Here is a 15284-nt window from a genome sequence, read left to right on the forward strand (position 1 = left end):
CGCCGGACCGGACCGCACCGGTCCGGTCCGGTCCGGGCGGTCGGGGCGTCAGGCGGAGGCCGCCGTCAGGGCCGCCGTCTCCTCGTCCGTGAGCGTGAGGTCCGCGATCGCGAGCAGGGCGGGGAGCTGCTCGACCGTACGGGCGCTGGCGATCGGCGCGACGACCGTCGGCTGTGCGGCCAGCCAGGCGAGCGCCACGGTGGCGATCTCGGCGCCGCGCGCCGCGGCGATTTCGTCCAGGGCGGCCAGGACGCGCCGGCCGCGCTCGCTCTCCGCGTACGCGGCGGCCTTCTGGGCGCGGGCGCTGTCCACCGGGACGCCCGGCCGGTACTTGCCGGTCAGGAAGCCGGACGCCAGGCCGTAGTAGGGCACGGCGGCGAGCCCGTGACGGGCGGCGACATCGGCGAGCGCGCCCTCGTAGGTGTCCCGGGAGACCAGGTTGTAGTGCGGCTGGAGGGCCACGTACCGGGCGAGGTTCTCGCGCTCGGAGAAGGCGAGGGCGGCCTCCAGGCGCTCCGGGGAGATGTTGGAGGCGGCGATCTCGCGCACCTTGCCCGCGCGCACCAGCTCGTCGAGGGTGCCGATGATCTCCTCGATGGGCACGGAGGGGTCGTCGTAGTGGGTGTAGTAGAGGTCGATGTGATCCGTGCGCAGCCGGCGCAGGGAGTCGTCGACGCCGGTCTTGACGGCCTCGGGGGCCAGGCCCCGGGGCTCGGGGTGGCCGGCACCGACCTTGGTGGCGACGACCATGTCGGAGCGGTTGCCGCGGGAGGCGAGCCACTCGCCGATGACGGTCTCGGACTCGCCGCCGGAGTTGCCCGGCACCCACGCGGAGTAGACGTCCGCCGTGTCGATGAAGTTGCCGCCGGCCGCGGCGTACGCGTCGAGGATGGCGAAGGACTCGTCCTTGTCCGCCGTCCAGCCGAAGACATTGCCGCCGAGGGAGAGCGGATGAACGGCGAGGGTGCCGATGCGGCGCGTACGGGTGGGGGTTTCGGGGGTGCGTCCGTGGGTGTTCGACATATCGGGTGCCAACACGGAAGCGGCGGTGGCTATTCCGCATCGGCCCGTCGGGGATCAGCCCGTTGGAATCAGCCCGCTGGGGAATCGGCTCGCTGGGGCGCGATCCGCCCGCCCGGCGCGTCCGGCGTACCGGGCGCGTCCCACGCATCCGACGTGCTCAGCACGTCCGGCGTACCGGGCGCACGGGGCGCGCCCCCCAAAGCCCCGCTCCCGTTCAGCGGCGGTCGGCGACCGCCCAGGACGCGAGGGCGACGCCGCCGGCCACGGCGAACACCGCGGGCCAGGCGCCGACCTTCTTCGCCAGGGGGTGGGAGCCGGCGAAGGCCGCCACATAGGCCGCGCTCAGGCCGGCGGCCGCGCCGGACCCGGCCTTCCGCCGCCAGTCGCGGGCGGCGACCGCCCCCGCCGCGGCGAGCGCGGCCCCGCCCAGCGGCCGCTTCTTGGTCCATCGGGCGACCGCGTAGCCGCCGACGAGACCGCCCGCCGCCACCACACCTGCCGGGATGCCGGCCATTGGTTCCACCTCCGCTGTCGGGAATGTCTGCCGCAGCCGACCCTACGACAGCGGCCATGGGCGCGGGCTTACGGGGCCGGGGTGACGGGAGTGACGGGCGCGGAACCGTTTCCATCGGCTCCGGCCGGGCAGACGGCACCTCACGGTGGATGACCCACAGCCCACGACCCACAGCCCACGACTGATGGAGAGGAAGGACGGACATGGTTTTCCTCGTCGCGGCTCTCCTGCTGCTCGGCCTGCTGTCGGGCACGGTCGCGCATCTTCCCGTGCCCGTGAGCCTGGTCGCGGCGGCGCTCGTCTGCGGCTGGCTGCTGCTCTTCGCCGTGCGCGAGCGCCGGCGCCGCAGGCACCACTGACGCGCCGCGAGCACCACTGACGCGCCACGGGAACGAACAGCGCGCCGACGACAGTCGCCGCCGTACGCCGAAACCCCTGACCACCGATCCCGAAGCGGCCCCGCGGGGCCACCGGGAGGAGAGTCATGCACCCCTTCGGTTCCACCACCACCCGTACGCCCCCGCCCGGCGCCGGCGGCCGCGCACCGGCCGACACCGGCATCGGCACCGACGCCCGGAGCCGACTGGAGTCGGCACGCCTCCGGCGGGCCGACTCCATGGCCGTCGCGTCCTTCGTCCTGGGCCTCGCCGGGCTGCTCGTCTTCAATCTCGTCCTCGGCCCGCTCGCCCTGGTCCTGGGGTCCCTGGCCCTTCTCCGCGACACGCGCCGCCGCTTCCGGGCGACCCTGGGACTGGTCCTGGGCGCGGCCGACCTGATCGTCCTCGCGGTCCTCACGGCCGTCCAGGGCACGGCGATCTGGCACGTCACCGCCCTCTGACCGCCGCGTACGCGCCGCCCGGCACGCACGGCCTCGTACGGCCGGCCTCGTACGCACTCCCCCAGCACCGCCGGCCTCGTAGGCGCGGCTTCGGACACCCGGACCCGCCGGTCTGTATCATGATCCCTTTTCGATACCGGAGGGTTCTTCCTGATGATCCGTCTGACGACCAACGTCGGTGACATCGTGCTCGCTCTCAAGCCCGACGAGGCGCCGAACACCGTGGACAACTTCGTGCAGTACGTCCGCGACGGCCACTACGACGGCACGGTCTTCCACCGTGTCATCCCGGCCTTCATGATCCAGGGCGGCGGGTTCACCCCCGACTTCACCCAGAAGCCGACCCGCGCGCCCATCAGGAACGAGGCGAACAACGGCCTCAAGAACCGGCGGTACGCGGTCGCGATGGCCCGCACCAACGATCCCCACTCGGCGACGAGCCAATTTTTCATCAACGTCGTTGACAACGACTTTCTCGACTTCCGGTCCGAGAGCCCCCAGGGCTGGGGCTACGCGGTGTTCGCCGAGGTCGTCGAGGGCCAGGACGTCGTCGACCGCATCGCGGGCGTCCGCACCGGCACCCGGAACCGGCACCAGAACGTGCCGGTCGAGGACGTGGTGATCGAGCGCGCGGAGATCGTCGGCTGACGAGCCTCGGTGCGCGTGGCACGGCCCGTGGGGTCCGAGCCGCGCGGGGCCCGGCCCGTGGGGCCCCGCGCGGCTCGGCCGGGCTCGGCTCCGCCGGGCCGCCCGCGCGGTTCATGGGCGGCGCGCGGGTGCCGACGGGACGAGGCGGAAGGAGACGAAGCGGGGGCGGTAGATGCCCGGGTCGCGGTAGTGGGCGCCGTCGGGGGTGGTCCGGTCGTCCAGGCTGTTGACGTTGTAGGACAGCGTCCAGCGGTCTCCTCGGCGCAGGCCGGGGTGGACATGGGCGTTGTAGCCGATGACGTCGGGGTCGCCGTACGTGCCCGAGGCGCCCGGTTCGGGCATGCGGTGGACCTCGTCCTCGCCCTCGGCCGCGCGGAACGGCCCGTACGGCGCGCAACCGCCGTACCAGAGGCGGATCGTGGTGCTGAACGGCTCCGTGCTGTCCTGGCTGATGAGCACGAACCCGCCGTTCCACGGGGTGACGCTGTACTCGTTCGCCACGCCCGCCAGCACGTCGGTCGCTTCGTGCTCCGCTCGCATCCAGGCCCGGCGCGCGGAGTTGGCGTACTGCCACCGCTCGACCCGCGTCAGATCGCTCCCCTCCACCCGGGCGATCCGCATCGTCTTGTGCGTCGCCGCGTCCGAGACCCCGTAGACGTAGGTGTGGCCGTCACCGCTGCGGTGGGGCGGGAGCAGGGCCGAGCCCCAGGCCACCCCCGTCGAGGACGGCAGGTCGTCGACGCGCAGGGGCTCGTCGAGGCGGTCCAGGTCGAAGGTGGCGACCACGGTGCGGTGGAAGCGGTAGTCCCACGCCCCGGGGCCGAATCTGCGGTACTCGACGAAGACGACTTGGAGATGCGGGGTGCCGCCGATGGTGGCGATCGTCCCGTCGCCGGCCCAGTACCAGTGGTCCTCCGCCGACGGCGGCATGATCGCCTCCGGGTTCTCCCGGGTGCCGCCGGTGATCGTGGTGAGCCGGTCCCCGTCCTGGAGCACGAAGGAGTTGTTCACCAGCTTCGCGGTGGTCGGCCGGGTGCCGTCCCGGTTGAGCGGCCCCAGGAAGGTGTCCGAGAAGATCCACAGCAGTCGCCCGTCGGGCAGCGGGAGCGAGTAGGTGGAGTCGCCCCCGGTCCATCCGTCGGGGGTCCGGCGGGCGTAGTCGACGAAGGTGTCCTCGGGCGAGGCCTGGGGCCTCACCTCGCGCACCTCGGGGGCGGGCCGGCCCTCGCACCGGTCGTACGTGATCGGTGCCACCGCCCCGGCCGGTACGGCTTGTGCCGCCGCCCGTACGCCTTGTGTCGCCCGTACACCTTGTACCGCCGATACGCCTGGTGCGGCCGGTACGAGCACGGCGAGCGCGGCGATCACGGCCGCGATCCCTGATGTCCTCAACGCCGGTGTTCTCACCCTTCCCTCATCGGAGGGGTGCCCGCGCCGCATGAGTGCGGCGCGGGCGAGGGCACGGAATGACGGGCGTCGGGCGCCGGACGCCGGGCGGGCGCGCCCGAGGCGGGGTCAGGCCAGCGCCGCCAGGGCCTCGGTGGCGAAGGCGTGGTCCTGCGCGGGGGCGCCCCCGCCGACGCCGATCGCGCCGATCAGCCGGCCGTCGCGGCGCACCGGCACCCCGCCGGCGATGAACAGCAGCGGGCGGTCCAGGGCGGTGGGCAGGGAGTGGAACGGCCCGTCCGGCCGCACCGCGTCCACGAGGTCCGCGGTGGGGGCGTCGAGCTGAAGCGCCGTGTACGCCTTGCGGGTGCTGGTCTCGCCGGAGATCAGCACGGCCCGGTCGTCGCGGCGGAAGGCCAGCAGGTGGCCGCCGGCGTCGAGGACCGTGACGCTGACCCGTACGCCGGCCGCTTCCGCGGCGGCACGCGCGGCGGCGACGAGGGCCTCGGCGTCCTGGGTGGTCAGCGGGGTGACGGCGGTGTTCACGGTGGTGCTCCTTGCTGCGGTGAAACGGGAAAGGGTGTTGTTGGGGGTGGGGGCCGTGGGAGCGCGGTGCGTCGGCTGCGGCTCAGTGACCGGTCGGGGCGGCCGCGACCGGCGCCGGGACGGGCTCCCCGGCCGGCTCCGCGTCGCCCTCCGTGGCGTGGCCGATGGCCTCGCCCGGGGTACCGGCCGCGACGACGCGAGCGTGTCGACCGTGTTCGCCCGCACGGGCGTCTCGCCGCTCCAGCGCGCCGGAGAGCAGCGCGAGGGCCAGCGCGGAGCCGGCCAGTGCCGCCCCCACCCAGTTGGGCGCGGTGTAGCCGAGGCCGCGGGCGATGACGAGGCCGCCGAGCCAGGCGGCGAGGGCGTTGCCGAGGTTGAACGCGCCGATGTTCACGGCGGACGCCAGGGTCGGGGCGGCGGCGGCCTGGTCCAGCACCCGCTTCTGCAGGGGCGGGACGGTGGCGAAGCCCAGGGCGCCGATCAGGGTGACGGTGACCGCCGCGGCGGCCTTGTGGTGCGCGGTGAGCGTGAACAGGGCCAGGACCAGGGCGAGAGCGGCCAGGGACACGTACAGCATGGGCATCAGCGCGCGGTCGGCGAAGCGCCCGCCGACCAGGTTGCCACCCACCATGCCGAGGCCGAAGAGGACCAGCAGCCAGGTGACGGAGGTGTCGGCGTAGCCGGCGACGTCGGTCATCATCGGCGTGATGTAGGTGATGGCGGCGAAGACCCCGCCGAAGCCGAGGACGGTCATCGCCATGGCCAGCAGCACCTGGACATTGCGGAAGGCGGCCAGCTCGTGGCGTACGCGGACGCCCTCGGGCCGGGGCTGTTCGGGGACGAGCCGGGCGACGCCGAGCGCGCCCAGCACACCGAGCGCGGCGACGATGCCGAAGGTGACGCGCCAGCCGAGGTGCTGGCCGACGAGGGTGCCCAGCGGCACGCCCACGACGTTCGCGACCGTCAGGCCGGTGAACATCATCGCGATGGCACCGGCCTTCCGCTCCGGGGCGACGAGGTCGGCGGCGACGACGGAGCCGATGCCGAAGAAGGCGCCGTGCGCGAGGGAGGCGACCACGCGGCCGGTGAGCATCGCGCCGAAGGTCGGGGCGGCGGCGGAGAGCGCGTTGCCCACCACGAAGAGGCCCATCAGCAGGACGAGCATGCGTTTGCGGGAGATCCGGGTGCCCAGGATCGTCATCAGCGGCGCACCGAGCACGACGCCGAGCGCGTAACCGGTGACCAGGAGGCCGGCGGTGGGGATGGAGACGCCGTAGTCGGCGGCGACCTCGGGCAGCAGGCCCATGATCACGAACTCCGTCGTACCGATCCCGAAGGCTCCGACGGCCAGAGCCAGGAGTGCCAGAGGCATGGGGGGTTCACCTTGCAGGAGATTGCGAATGCGACTTACCGGCGTCGACAATACTTGCAGACGCGCGTTAAGTGCAAGCGCTGGCTATGCCTGTGGGGTGGTGTCTCGGTGTCCCCGGGCGATGGCCCTCCTGGCAGCGGGCTCCCCGGGGCAGGGGGCTTCCGGCTCCCGACTCTTGACTCCCGGCGGTGTGCCGGTCCTCGGCGGCGCGCGCCCCTCCTGGCAGGGCCCTTCGCCTGCGCCCCGGCCTTTTCAGGCGGCCCGGCCCTTCGCCGGCGCCGGCGGTGCTTCGGGCCGCCGGCCCTTCGTCGGGCGCCCCGGCGCTTCCGGGCCGCCCGGTCCTTCCGGGGCTCCTGACCCTTCCGACGCTCTCGGCCCTTCCGGCCCTTCCGGCGCTCCCGGCCTTTCCCGCAGGGGCACGCCGCCGGGGGCGGCCTCCTCAGGGGCGGTCGTCGCGGTGCCCGCAGATCCACGCCAGGGCGTCGTGCACCCCCCGGGTGTAGTCGCGGGGCACCGTGCGCTGCGTCTGGTCCTCCAGCTGTACGGCCGCCGCGTCCACCTCCGCGGTCAGCGTGCGCAGGTCCGGCGTCCCGGCCACGGCGGCGCCGGTCACCGGTGCCGCCTCCGCGCGGCCGAGCGCCCACAGATACCCGGTGAGCGCGCCCCGCGAGACCTGGGTCTGGCGGTCCGGCGCCGCCGACCTCACCTCCAGCGCGTGCCGCGCCCGCTCGACCTCCGACCGCGAGCGGGTCCCGACGCGCCGCTCCTCGCCTCGAACTGTCTGCTGAGTGCTCATACCTCTGCGTGTATCCGCCCCGGCCCCGATGGACACCCGTCCGACGGCGCGCCTCGAAGCACGGCTTCCGTACGCCCCCCGAGCGCGGGGGCGGCGCGGCCCGACCCGCGGGCACATTTCGGGCCGGGCGGCTCCCTCGTCCAGGTGGTGCCCACCGCGCTCGTGCCGCGCCCGGGGCCGGTGTGCGCGACGGTGTGCGGTATGCGCCGCCTACTTCTCCCCCTGCTGGTCCCGGCCCTGTTGAGCACCGGTGGATGTGTCGACGCGCCCGCCGCCGCGCCCGCCCGCGAGCGGTCCTCCCCCACCGCGGCGAGCACCGTCCGCCCGGACCTCCGCCCGGAGACCCGGCCCTCCCAGGGCCCGGCCCGGGAGGCCCTGGAACTGATCGCCGGGGGCCGGGCCGAAACAGCCACCGGGAGCCCCGGGGAGCGTGACCGCGACGAAAAACGCGGGGGCGGGGAACGGGACGGGGAACGGGCCGGCGCCCGGGGGCGGCCGACGCAGAACGCCACGGCCGGGCCTCGCGAAGCGGGCGCCGGGCGCGGCCGAGCACCGTCCGCCCGGCGCGGAGGCGGCACCGCGGCGCAGCCGGCCGCACCCCGACGCCGTACCGCCGCGCCGTCCTCGCGGCGACCGAAGCCACCCGCGCGCCGTTCCGAGCAGCCGCCGGCGGAGAACCAGGCGCCGCCGCCCGGAGTGCCCACGAGCGTCGACCAGTTGTGCGCGGCCGGCCAGCGGCATCTGCCGCTCGCGCTGCTGAGGGAGTGCCGACTCCTGTACGGCGGCTGACCATCGCCCCGCGACCGGCCGGGCGGCAGCCCCGGAAGCCGCCCGCCGCACGGAGGCCGTCGGCGATGAAATAAGTTGCTACTATTTTTTGATGGCACCCTTCACTGACACCGCGCGCACGCCCCGCAGGGGCCGCTCACTCGCCCCCGACCTCGCCCGCGGCACAACACTGCTCGTGATCGCCGTCGTGCACGCGCACATGTACGTCCAGGCGGACGACTACTTACCGCTCGGCTATCCCGCCGAGGGTGGGCTGCTGGACCGGGTCGTCGCGGGCGTCGTCACCCTCCTGGGTGACACACGCGGATACCCCATGTTCGCCGCCCTGTTCGGGTACGGAATGGCACAGATCCACCGCCGGCAGCAAACCGCCGACAGCACCTGGCGCGACACCCGACGTCTGCTGCGGCGGCGCGGCCGCTGGCTGGTCGTCTTCGGTGGCTGCCATGCCGTTCTGCTGTACCCCGGCGACATACTGGCCGCCTACGGGCTCATCGCGCTGCTGTTCGTCGGGATGCTCCGGTTCAAGGACAGGTCGCTGCTCGTGGCCGCCGGCGCGCTGTGCCTCGTCAGCACGACCCTGTTCTCCCTGGTCGCGGCGAGCGCCGAGGCGAACGGCGGGGCCAGCACCGTGGTCAGCACGACGGAGAGCCCCCTGCGGGACGCGCTGGACCGGGCGGCCGGCTGGCCGGGATCGACGCTGATGCTGGTCCTCATCTCGGTCGGACCGTTCATGCTCGGCGTGTGGGCCGCCCGCCGTCGCGTCCTGGAGGAGCCCGGCCACCATCCGCGGTTCCTGCGGAACACGGCCGCGATCGGCATCGGCACCGCCGTCCTCGGCGGGCTCCCCCTCGCGCTGGTCACCTCGCTGGTCTGGACCGATCCGCCACAGGCCGCGCTCACGCCGGCAGCCGCACTGCACATGGCCGGCGGAGTCGGGGGCGGCCTGGGGTACGCGGCCCTGATCGGGCTCCTGGCGGTACGTGTCGGCGAGCGGCGCGGGCCGCTCGTGACCGCGCTCAGCGCGTGCGGTGAACGTTCGATGACCTGCTATCTGATGCAGTCGGTCGCCTGGCTCGGCCTGTTCGCGCCCTGCACGCTGAATCTCGGCCGGCACCTCGGCGTCGCGGGGACCGTCCTGGTGGGTGTCGTCGTCTGGGCGTGCTCCGTCGTGACGGCCGACGCCCTGCGCCGTGGGAACCGGCGCGGCCCCGCCGAGGCCGCGCTCCGCAGGCTCACCTACGGCCCGACCCGTAAAGATCCCACTTCCCGGAAGGCGCCCCGACCGTCAGCGCGCGGCTGCCCCGCCGTCGAACAGCCGGTCGACGTACCGGACGAGCGCGGCTCGTAGGTCGTCCGCCGCGTACCCCTCACCGGTCACGGCGTGGTGAAGGCTCAGCCCGTCGACAAAGGCGATCAGCGCCGTGGCCTCCGCCGCGACGTCGATGTCGTCGGCGAGCTCACCCGCACGCTGCGCGCCGCTGAGCGCCTCCACCAGGCCGTCGCGCAGATCGCGAGCGGCGGCCTGGTGCGTGGCGGCCATCCCCGGGTCGGTCAGCGAGGCCTGGAGGAAGTTCAGCCAGACCTTCAGCTCCATCTCCCGTTCGTCGTCCAGCGGAAGGAAGGTCTCCATCATGCGGACGACGACCGCACGCACCGGCAGGGTGATCTCGACCTCCCGCACCCGCTCACGGGCCCGGTCGTAGATCCACTCCACGCCGAACCCGAGCAGGTCGCCCTTGGTGCGGAAGTACCGCTGCACCAGCCCCACGGACACCCCGGCCGTCGCGGCGACGTCGGCCAAGGCGGTGCGGGCGAGCCCACGCTCGGCCACGGTGCTCATCAATGCGTCGGCGATCTGTGCGCGACGTGTGTCGGCATCGGCATGTCGAGTCATGAAAGCAGTGTCGCTTATTCTTTCAGCCGCTTCGGGCATGGCGCATGAGCACACAAGTGCCCAGGTGCGGTGTCGTCAAGGCTCCGCGTCAGATGGGAGCAGGGACGCGGAACTCGTGACCCTCCGGGTCGCTCAGGCACGTCCATGGAACGTCGCCCTGGCCGAGGTCGCGGTCGGTGGCACCGAGGGCTCGCAGCCGGGCCACCTCCGCGGCTGTGTCGTCACCGGGGTACGGCAGCAGGTCGAGATGGACGCGGTCCGGCACGGTCTTCACGTCGGGCGTGCGGAGGAACTCGAGATACGGGCCCACCCCCTGGGCGGCACGCAACACGGCACAATCGTCGGTCACCTCGTGCAAGGCCCAGTCCGTCGCCTCACCCCGGAACCGGGCCATGACCCGCGGATCGGCGCAGTCGACCACCACCGCGGCGATCGGCCCGGTGTCCCGCTCCGGCACGCACCGCTGATTGGGACCCCGATGATCGGCCCCGCTGCGGGTTGGCCATCGGGGGTCTTTTGCGTTCCTGGTGGACGCTTTCGAAAATGCTGGAAGACGGCACCCTCAGTCCGTAGCGTCGAGAACGGCGCGCACTTCGGGAACATCGGAGTACTGAGCGAGCCGGGCCAGGACCACCCGCACCCGTTCCGCTGTCCGCTCGCTGGCCACGTCGGCCGACAGCGAGATAACCCGCTCCGCCGTGGCCGCCGCTTCCTCGGGTTCATTTGCGTCGGCGTAAGCCACGGCCAACCGTGAGAGATACAGCGCTAGTTCGCGCGTGTGCGTCGCGTCGTATTTCCCGAGCACATCGCGCAGCAGGGGAACGGCGCGGAGGGGCCGCCGCAATTCGGTATGGACGCGGGAATCCATAATTTTCAGTTCCTCGGCGCTCACCCAATACAGGTGGTCGGGGGACTCGGTCCCCTCGCTGTCCTGGGCTAGCACTTCCTTTGCTTCCCCGAGAGCACGCATAGCGTGCTGTGCATTCTCGGCGCCGCCCGCTTTCGTGTGCGCCCATGCCACTCGATCGAGGAACAGCGCGCGAGCCTTTGGCGGAGCGTCCGGCCCGGCCCCCTCGAAAGCCGCGCGGGCAAGCGTAAGGCCCTCGACCTCCCGCCCGTTATTGCTGAATTGGTAAGCAAGCGATCCAGCAAGGTGACCGGCTAACGTCCGGTCCTCGGCCTGCATCGCTGCACTGAGGCCGAGCCGATAAATGCGCTCCGCCTCGGCGTGCTGGCCGGCGTCCGACGCGATCCATCCCGTGATCTGCGCCAACTCACCGATTTGGCAGAGGATCTGTCGCCCAATCTGATCGGTGTAATCGTGTTCTCTGTAGACTCGAACCGCTTTTCGAAGCTCCCGCAGTGCGGGCCGCATGAGATCGCCTCCGGCCAGAACGTCGTCAGCGAGCCGCAGACCGTGCACCCGCTGTCTCATGTCGGCCACCTGCCCCATGCCGACACGGCCCCCCGTGCGGACGCTCAAAGGCTCTAGCGGGTCCTCGGCGGGCAAGAAGTCGGCCAGCGTCGGGAGCGGCGGTTCAGCGGGCGCCTGTGGTGCTGTGAGCACTTCCGTGGGCACGCCGAGGGCAGCAGCGAGGAAGGGAAGCCATTGGATCGGCTCTCGCTTCCCGGTCTCATATCGACTGACTTCCTGTCGGGTTACCGGTTCGCCCGTCACTCCCGCGGCCCGGCAGACCTCCCGCGCTAAGCCCGCCTGACTCCAGCCCAGCCGTTCTCTCTCGCGCCGGATGTTGGCCCCAGTACTGGTTCCCATGCCTCCAGTGTGGCCGACAGTTGGCCGACAGCGGGCCGCTGGTTCCGACAGGAGTACGGCGGGACGATAGCCCGCACCGAGACGGAGAGGACGGCGACCATGGCAAGCCAGATAACGGCGGACACGAACGCGCGACGGCCGGCCGGAGTGCACGACGTACGCCCCGCCCGGTTCCAAGGCCGCGAGCGGGCTCCCTTGGGTGTCCTTAAGGCTAAGGGCCACTTGCGATCTGCGGATAGGACATCGTGAACCCCTCCACTACGCCAACGTGGCGTGGGCCCTTGACGACCTTCACGAGGACGCGGCCCTTTACCTGATCCCAGCGGCTCATGCGGCTTCATCATCGGGGCCGCCACCAACGGCCCCTTCTAAGCCCCGTCCCGGTAGAGCGCGGGCAGGGACTCTCTGAGTTCTGCCGGGGCGGGCCCACTGGTTGAGGGCGTGGGTGTGCGCGTCAGCAGGGCGGGAGAGCGTTCGAGCGCCGCTTTAGGCACGAGCACCGGCGGGGAAGCGGGCACTTCCCCGCCGGCCGGACACCCCAGCAACCCCCAGACACAGGAGAGGATCACTCATGGGCGATTCCAGGTTACGCACATGTACGAACCCCGGGGAACTTCGCTTCGTATGGCTGGAGGTGACGGGGTTCTACAATGAATCCTGTGATCACTGTTACGCCGACTCGGGCCCCAAGGGGACACACGGCACCATGACGGTTGCGGACTGGAAACGCACCATCGACCAGTTCGCGGCCATGGGCGGACGTGATGTGCAGTTCATCGGCGGAGAACCAGCCCTCTACCCGCACCTACCCGAGTTGATCGCCCACGCCCACGCGGCCAAGCTCGGCATCGAAGTCTTCTCCAACATGACCGTCATTCGGGAACCGCTGTGGGAGACGTTCACAGCGTACGGCGTCAAGCTCGCCACGTCGTACTACTCCGACAGCGCCGAGGAGCACGACAAGGTGACCAACCTCCGGGGCTCCCACCGGAAGACCCGAGCGAACATCAGCAAGGCCGTACAGCTCGGTATCCCCATCCGCGGAGGTGTCGTCGCCGTACGTTCGGCGCAGCGCGTCAACGAGGCGGTCTCCGATCTGCAGACCATCGGAGTAGGGCGCGTCGGCGGAGACCGCACACGCAAGTTCGGACGGGCCAGTCAGGGCGCCGCGCCGACCGTCAACGACCTGTGCGGACACTGCGCTCTCGGACAGGTGGCCGTCGGTCCCGCGGGTGACGTGTGGCCGTGCGTGCTGGGGCGCTTCATCACCTTGGGCAACGTCCGCACGGCCCCGCTCGCTGTGGTCTGGAACAGTGCGCGGACGGTAGAGGCTCGCGCCGAGATCGCGGCGGCACACGGGCTCAAACCGGCCGAAGCATGCACCCCGCCGCAGTTCCTCCCGAGTTGTGGACCGTGCGGACCGTGCGTCCCCTCGGTGGGTCACTGTGACCCGAAGGAAGCTGGCGATGAGCCGGCGGCGGCTACGATCGGCGCACCCGCATGAGTCGCTGAGCAAGGAGGACCAGTGGACCACGGCGACGACTTCCAGACTTGGTTGGACGGCGACTACGCCGGACAGCCGGTGCAGCGATCGGAAGACGAATGGGCCCTGATCGCTGGGCACCTGCGGCATGCGGCAAACAAGATCGGCCCGCCACTGCCGCTGTGCCTCCCCGGAGAGCCGCAGGAGTGCGGACGGACGGCACAACAACACGTGCTCGTCTGGGGTGCCGCCGTCAAAGCAGCAGCGCAACGCCTGATTGAGGAAGCCGCACCAACTCCGGCCAATGCCGCTTTCGCTGCCGGCCCGCTGTACCAGCGCCACCTAGCGGAACTGCGCGCAACGCAGTCCACAGCACCCGCCAACGGGTGATCCGTCCTCTTCAGCCGGCCCCGTCCGCCCACGCGGCTATCGCTTTGGGCGGGCGGGGCCGCGCGTCGTCGTCCTGGTTCCCGTGCTCGCTCTCCTCTGGTTGCAGCACAAACGTGCCGCGGCCCCACTCTGGGTAGACGACACCGCGTTCCCGCAGCACACGCACTGCTCAACGCGCGGTCTCCCGGGCCACCTGGTGCCGCTTGCATAGCTCCGCCTCGGACGGGATCGGCTGACCTGGTCCGTACTTCCCCGCCTTGGAACTCGACGTGGGACCGACCTCCGACGACGAGCTACGCGACTCCTAGCCCAGCACACGAACGACGAATCGCCCCGTACGGCCGCCGACCGTGCGGGGTTTTCGTCCATCAACTCCATGGGCGCCGTGCAGGGGCCCGTGGTAGGCATGGTGAAGTTGTGAAACAACCAGGGGAGGGGCCGCGTGAAGCGGAAGGTTTGGATCATCACGGGGGTTGCAGTCCTCGCGTTCGGCGGGGTGCTCTCGCTGTTCGAGGACGACTCCGACACGGCGGAAGCCAAGAGCCCTAAGCCGTCCGCTACGCCACCCACCGAGCCCGCGGGCAAGCCGCAGCCGGCGAAGGAAGCACCCGGGCCGACGGGGATACCGTCGCCGGACACCACACAGACGGAAGCGCTCATCCGGGCGTTACGGACCATCGAGCCGGGGCTGGTCGAGAAGCAGAAGCGAGCCGTGGACCGGTCCCGGAACGTGTGCCAGGACATGAAGGGCGGGAAGGATGCCGCCACCGTTCAGAGCAACGCCAAGGCTCGGTTCGAGGGCGGCGCGGTACCGAGCCTGACGGACGAGCAAGCCGGGCAGATCGTGACCGCCGTACGGTCGTCGTTCTGCGGCTGACCAGCAACGGAAAGGGGACGCGCGCGATCAACTCCGCCTCAAGGCCACCCGGTGCTGGACCGCTACGCCCGCACCTGGCAGGGCGAACCGCTTGGTCCGACTGGCTACGCCGATCTCAGCTTGCCCGGCGCTCCGCCGGAGCGCACTCGATCACACGGGCCGGAAGCACCGGGTGCGTGCTCTCGCGTCACGGCAACGAACATGTGAGCCAGACGACTTCACCGTTGTCCTCCGTGGATACGTGATCCCGCTCGAACCCGAGCTTCTCCAGGACGCGGAGCGATGGTGTGTTCCACGCGCCGACGGTCGACCAGAGCCGTTTCCGTCCGGTCGCGACAGCTGCGTCGAGCACCGCGCTGGCCGCCTCGGTGGCGTAGCCACGCCCATGCGCGCGCTGGAAAAACAGCTCATACGCGATTTCAGGCTCCTCCAGGGTGGAGCGGCCGGTGATCAGCCCGCAGTAGCCGATGAAGTCGCCTTCGTGGCGACGCTGGATGGGCAACAGGGCGATCCCCGTGGTCGCCGTCGCGGCGAGCAGCTCCGTGATGGACGTCCGGATGTGCTCGACCGTGGGGGTGCCCTGGCCCCGTTCGGAAAGGAGGGCGCAGAACTCAGGGGCGTCCGACTCGGCCCACGGCCGCAGCATCAGCCGCTCGGTCTCAAGGTGGAACGACATCGTCTCGTACGTGGGCATGCCTCCACCTTGCCCCACGGATCATCACGAACGACAGCTCGAGTATGAGTGGACACTCCCCTCCGTAGCGTTCCCCCTGATCCACTCCCTTCATTACGCTGCCGTTCCGGCACACGGCCCGCCCCGCGGAGGGAGCCATCGCATGGGGTTACGGGACGCGCTGGGCACGGCCGCGCATCTGCACACCGATCGGCTGTGCCTGCGGTTCCCCGAGCTCGTTGACGTCCCTCGCGTTCACGAGCTGCACGCGGACCCCG

At 71.5% G+C, this 15284-nt stretch carries 16 protein-coding genes and 1 pseudogene; 7 read left to right on the forward strand and 10 right to left on the reverse strand.

Translation table 11 applies throughout. The annotated features are described in order from the left end of the window. Positions 1–48 precede the first annotated feature (48 nt). The gene (locus ACSNOD_RS18105) at positions 49–1023 is read right to left on the reverse strand and encodes an aldo/keto reductase (RefSeq protein ID WP_436768013.1); all 975 of its coding nucleotides are present in this window, start codon (positions 1021–1023) and stop codon (positions 49–51) included. A gap of 214 nt (positions 1024–1237) precedes the next feature. After that, positions 1238–1537, reverse strand: a complete 300-nt coding sequence (locus ACSNOD_RS18110; RefSeq protein WP_436767998.1) for a hypothetical protein — start codon at positions 1535–1537, stop codon at positions 1238–1240. Between the two features lie 203 nt (positions 1538–1740). Here ACSNOD_RS18110 and ACSNOD_RS18115 point away from each other — a divergent pair, with 203 nt between their 5' ends. The 3 genes from ACSNOD_RS18115 (at position 1741) to ACSNOD_RS18125 (ending at position 3023) form a co-directional block, all read left to right on the forward strand. Continuing rightward, positions 1741–1896 (forward strand): hypothetical protein, encoded by a 156-nt coding sequence (locus ACSNOD_RS18115; protein ID WP_436767999.1) that lies wholly within the window; start codon positions 1741–1743, stop codon positions 1894–1896. 125 nt (positions 1897–2021) lie between these two features. Next, complete coding sequence (locus ACSNOD_RS18120; protein WP_436768000.1) at positions 2022–2375, forward strand: DUF4190 domain-containing protein; 354 nt, start codon at positions 2022–2024, stop codon at positions 2373–2375. 153 nt (positions 2376–2528) lie between these two features. Next, positions 2529–3023 (forward strand): peptidylprolyl isomerase, encoded by a 495-nt coding sequence (locus ACSNOD_RS18125; protein WP_436768001.1) that lies wholly within the window; start codon positions 2529–2531, stop codon positions 3021–3023. A gap of 111 nt (positions 3024–3134) precedes the next feature. Here the strand turns inward: ACSNOD_RS18125 and ACSNOD_RS18130 are convergent, their stop codons facing one another. From ACSNOD_RS18130 to ACSNOD_RS18145, 4 genes are all read right to left on the reverse strand, one after another. Next, positions 3135–4277 (reverse strand): hypothetical protein, encoded by a 1143-nt coding sequence (locus ACSNOD_RS18130; protein ID WP_436768002.1) that lies wholly within the window; start codon positions 4275–4277, stop codon positions 3135–3137. A 261-nt stretch (positions 4278–4538) separates the two neighbouring features. Beyond that, the gene (locus tag ACSNOD_RS18135) at positions 4539–4955 is read right to left on the reverse strand and encodes a GlcG/HbpS family heme-binding protein (protein ID WP_436768003.1); all 417 of its coding nucleotides are present in this window, start codon (positions 4953–4955) and stop codon (positions 4539–4541) included. A gap of 82 nt (positions 4956–5037) precedes the next feature. Then, complete coding sequence (locus tag ACSNOD_RS18140; protein WP_436768004.1) at positions 5038–6327, reverse strand: MFS transporter; 1290 nt, start codon at positions 6325–6327, stop codon at positions 5038–5040. 439 nt (positions 6328–6766) lie between these two features. Further along, positions 6767–7123 carry a hypothetical protein gene (locus ACSNOD_RS18145; protein ID WP_436768005.1) on the reverse strand — a complete coding sequence of 119 codons (357 nt, stop codon included), beginning with the start codon at positions 7121–7123 and terminating at the stop codon, positions 6767–6769. Positions 7124–8003: 880 nt separating this feature from the next. Between ACSNOD_RS18145 and ACSNOD_RS18150 the strand changes: the two genes are divergently transcribed. Then, a complete protein-coding gene (locus ACSNOD_RS18150; protein WP_436768006.1) occupies positions 8004–9263 on the forward strand; it encodes a DUF418 domain-containing protein in 1260 nt (419 codons plus the stop codon). On the opposite strand, the gene ACSNOD_RS18155 is transcribed toward ACSNOD_RS18150, so the two are convergent. From ACSNOD_RS18155 to ACSNOD_RS18165, 3 genes and pseudogenes are all read right to left on the reverse strand, one after another. Continuing rightward, a complete protein-coding gene (locus ACSNOD_RS18155; protein ID WP_436768007.1) occupies positions 9201–9848 on the reverse strand; it encodes a TetR/AcrR family transcriptional regulator in 648 nt (215 codons plus the stop codon). The two genes, ACSNOD_RS18150 and ACSNOD_RS18155, sit on opposite strands and share 63 nt — an antisense overlap. 49 nt (positions 9849–9897) lie before the next feature. Then, a pseudogene (locus ACSNOD_RS18160) lies at positions 9898–10260 on the reverse strand (VOC family protein); the annotation flags it as partial. 111 nt (positions 10261–10371) lie between these two features. After that, positions 10372–11583 carry a helix-turn-helix transcriptional regulator gene (locus ACSNOD_RS18165; protein ID WP_436768008.1) on the reverse strand — a complete coding sequence of 404 codons (1212 nt, stop codon included), beginning with the start codon at positions 11581–11583 and terminating at the stop codon, positions 10372–10374. Positions 11584–12289: 706 nt separating this feature from the next. On the opposite strand from ACSNOD_RS18165, the gene ACSNOD_RS18170 reads away from it, so the two are divergent. From ACSNOD_RS18170 to ACSNOD_RS18180, 3 genes are all read left to right on the forward strand, one after another. After that, positions 12290–13087 (forward strand): radical SAM protein, encoded by a 798-nt coding sequence (locus ACSNOD_RS18170; protein WP_436768009.1) that lies wholly within the window; start codon positions 12290–12292, stop codon positions 13085–13087. Positions 13088–13108: 21 nt separating this feature from the next. Continuing rightward, complete coding sequence (locus ACSNOD_RS18175; RefSeq protein ID WP_436768010.1) at positions 13109–13456, forward strand: hypothetical protein; 348 nt, start codon at positions 13109–13111, stop codon at positions 13454–13456. 442 nt (positions 13457–13898) lie between these two features. Beyond that, positions 13899–14333 carry a hypothetical protein gene (locus tag ACSNOD_RS18180; protein WP_436768011.1) on the forward strand — a complete coding sequence of 145 codons (435 nt, stop codon included), beginning with the start codon at positions 13899–13901 and terminating at the stop codon, positions 14331–14333. Between the two features lie 187 nt (positions 14334–14520). On the opposite strand, the gene ACSNOD_RS18185 is transcribed toward ACSNOD_RS18180, so the two are convergent. Then, positions 14521–15027 (reverse strand): GNAT family N-acetyltransferase, encoded by a 507-nt coding sequence (locus ACSNOD_RS18185; RefSeq protein WP_436768012.1) that lies wholly within the window; start codon positions 15025–15027, stop codon positions 14521–14523. Positions 15028–15284: the final 257 nt, after the last annotated feature.

The organism is Streptomyces sp. URMC 123 (assembly GCF_051386515.1).
In the GTDB taxonomy this organism is placed as follows: Bacteria; Actinomycetota; Actinomycetes; order Streptomycetales; family Streptomycetaceae; genus Streptomyces.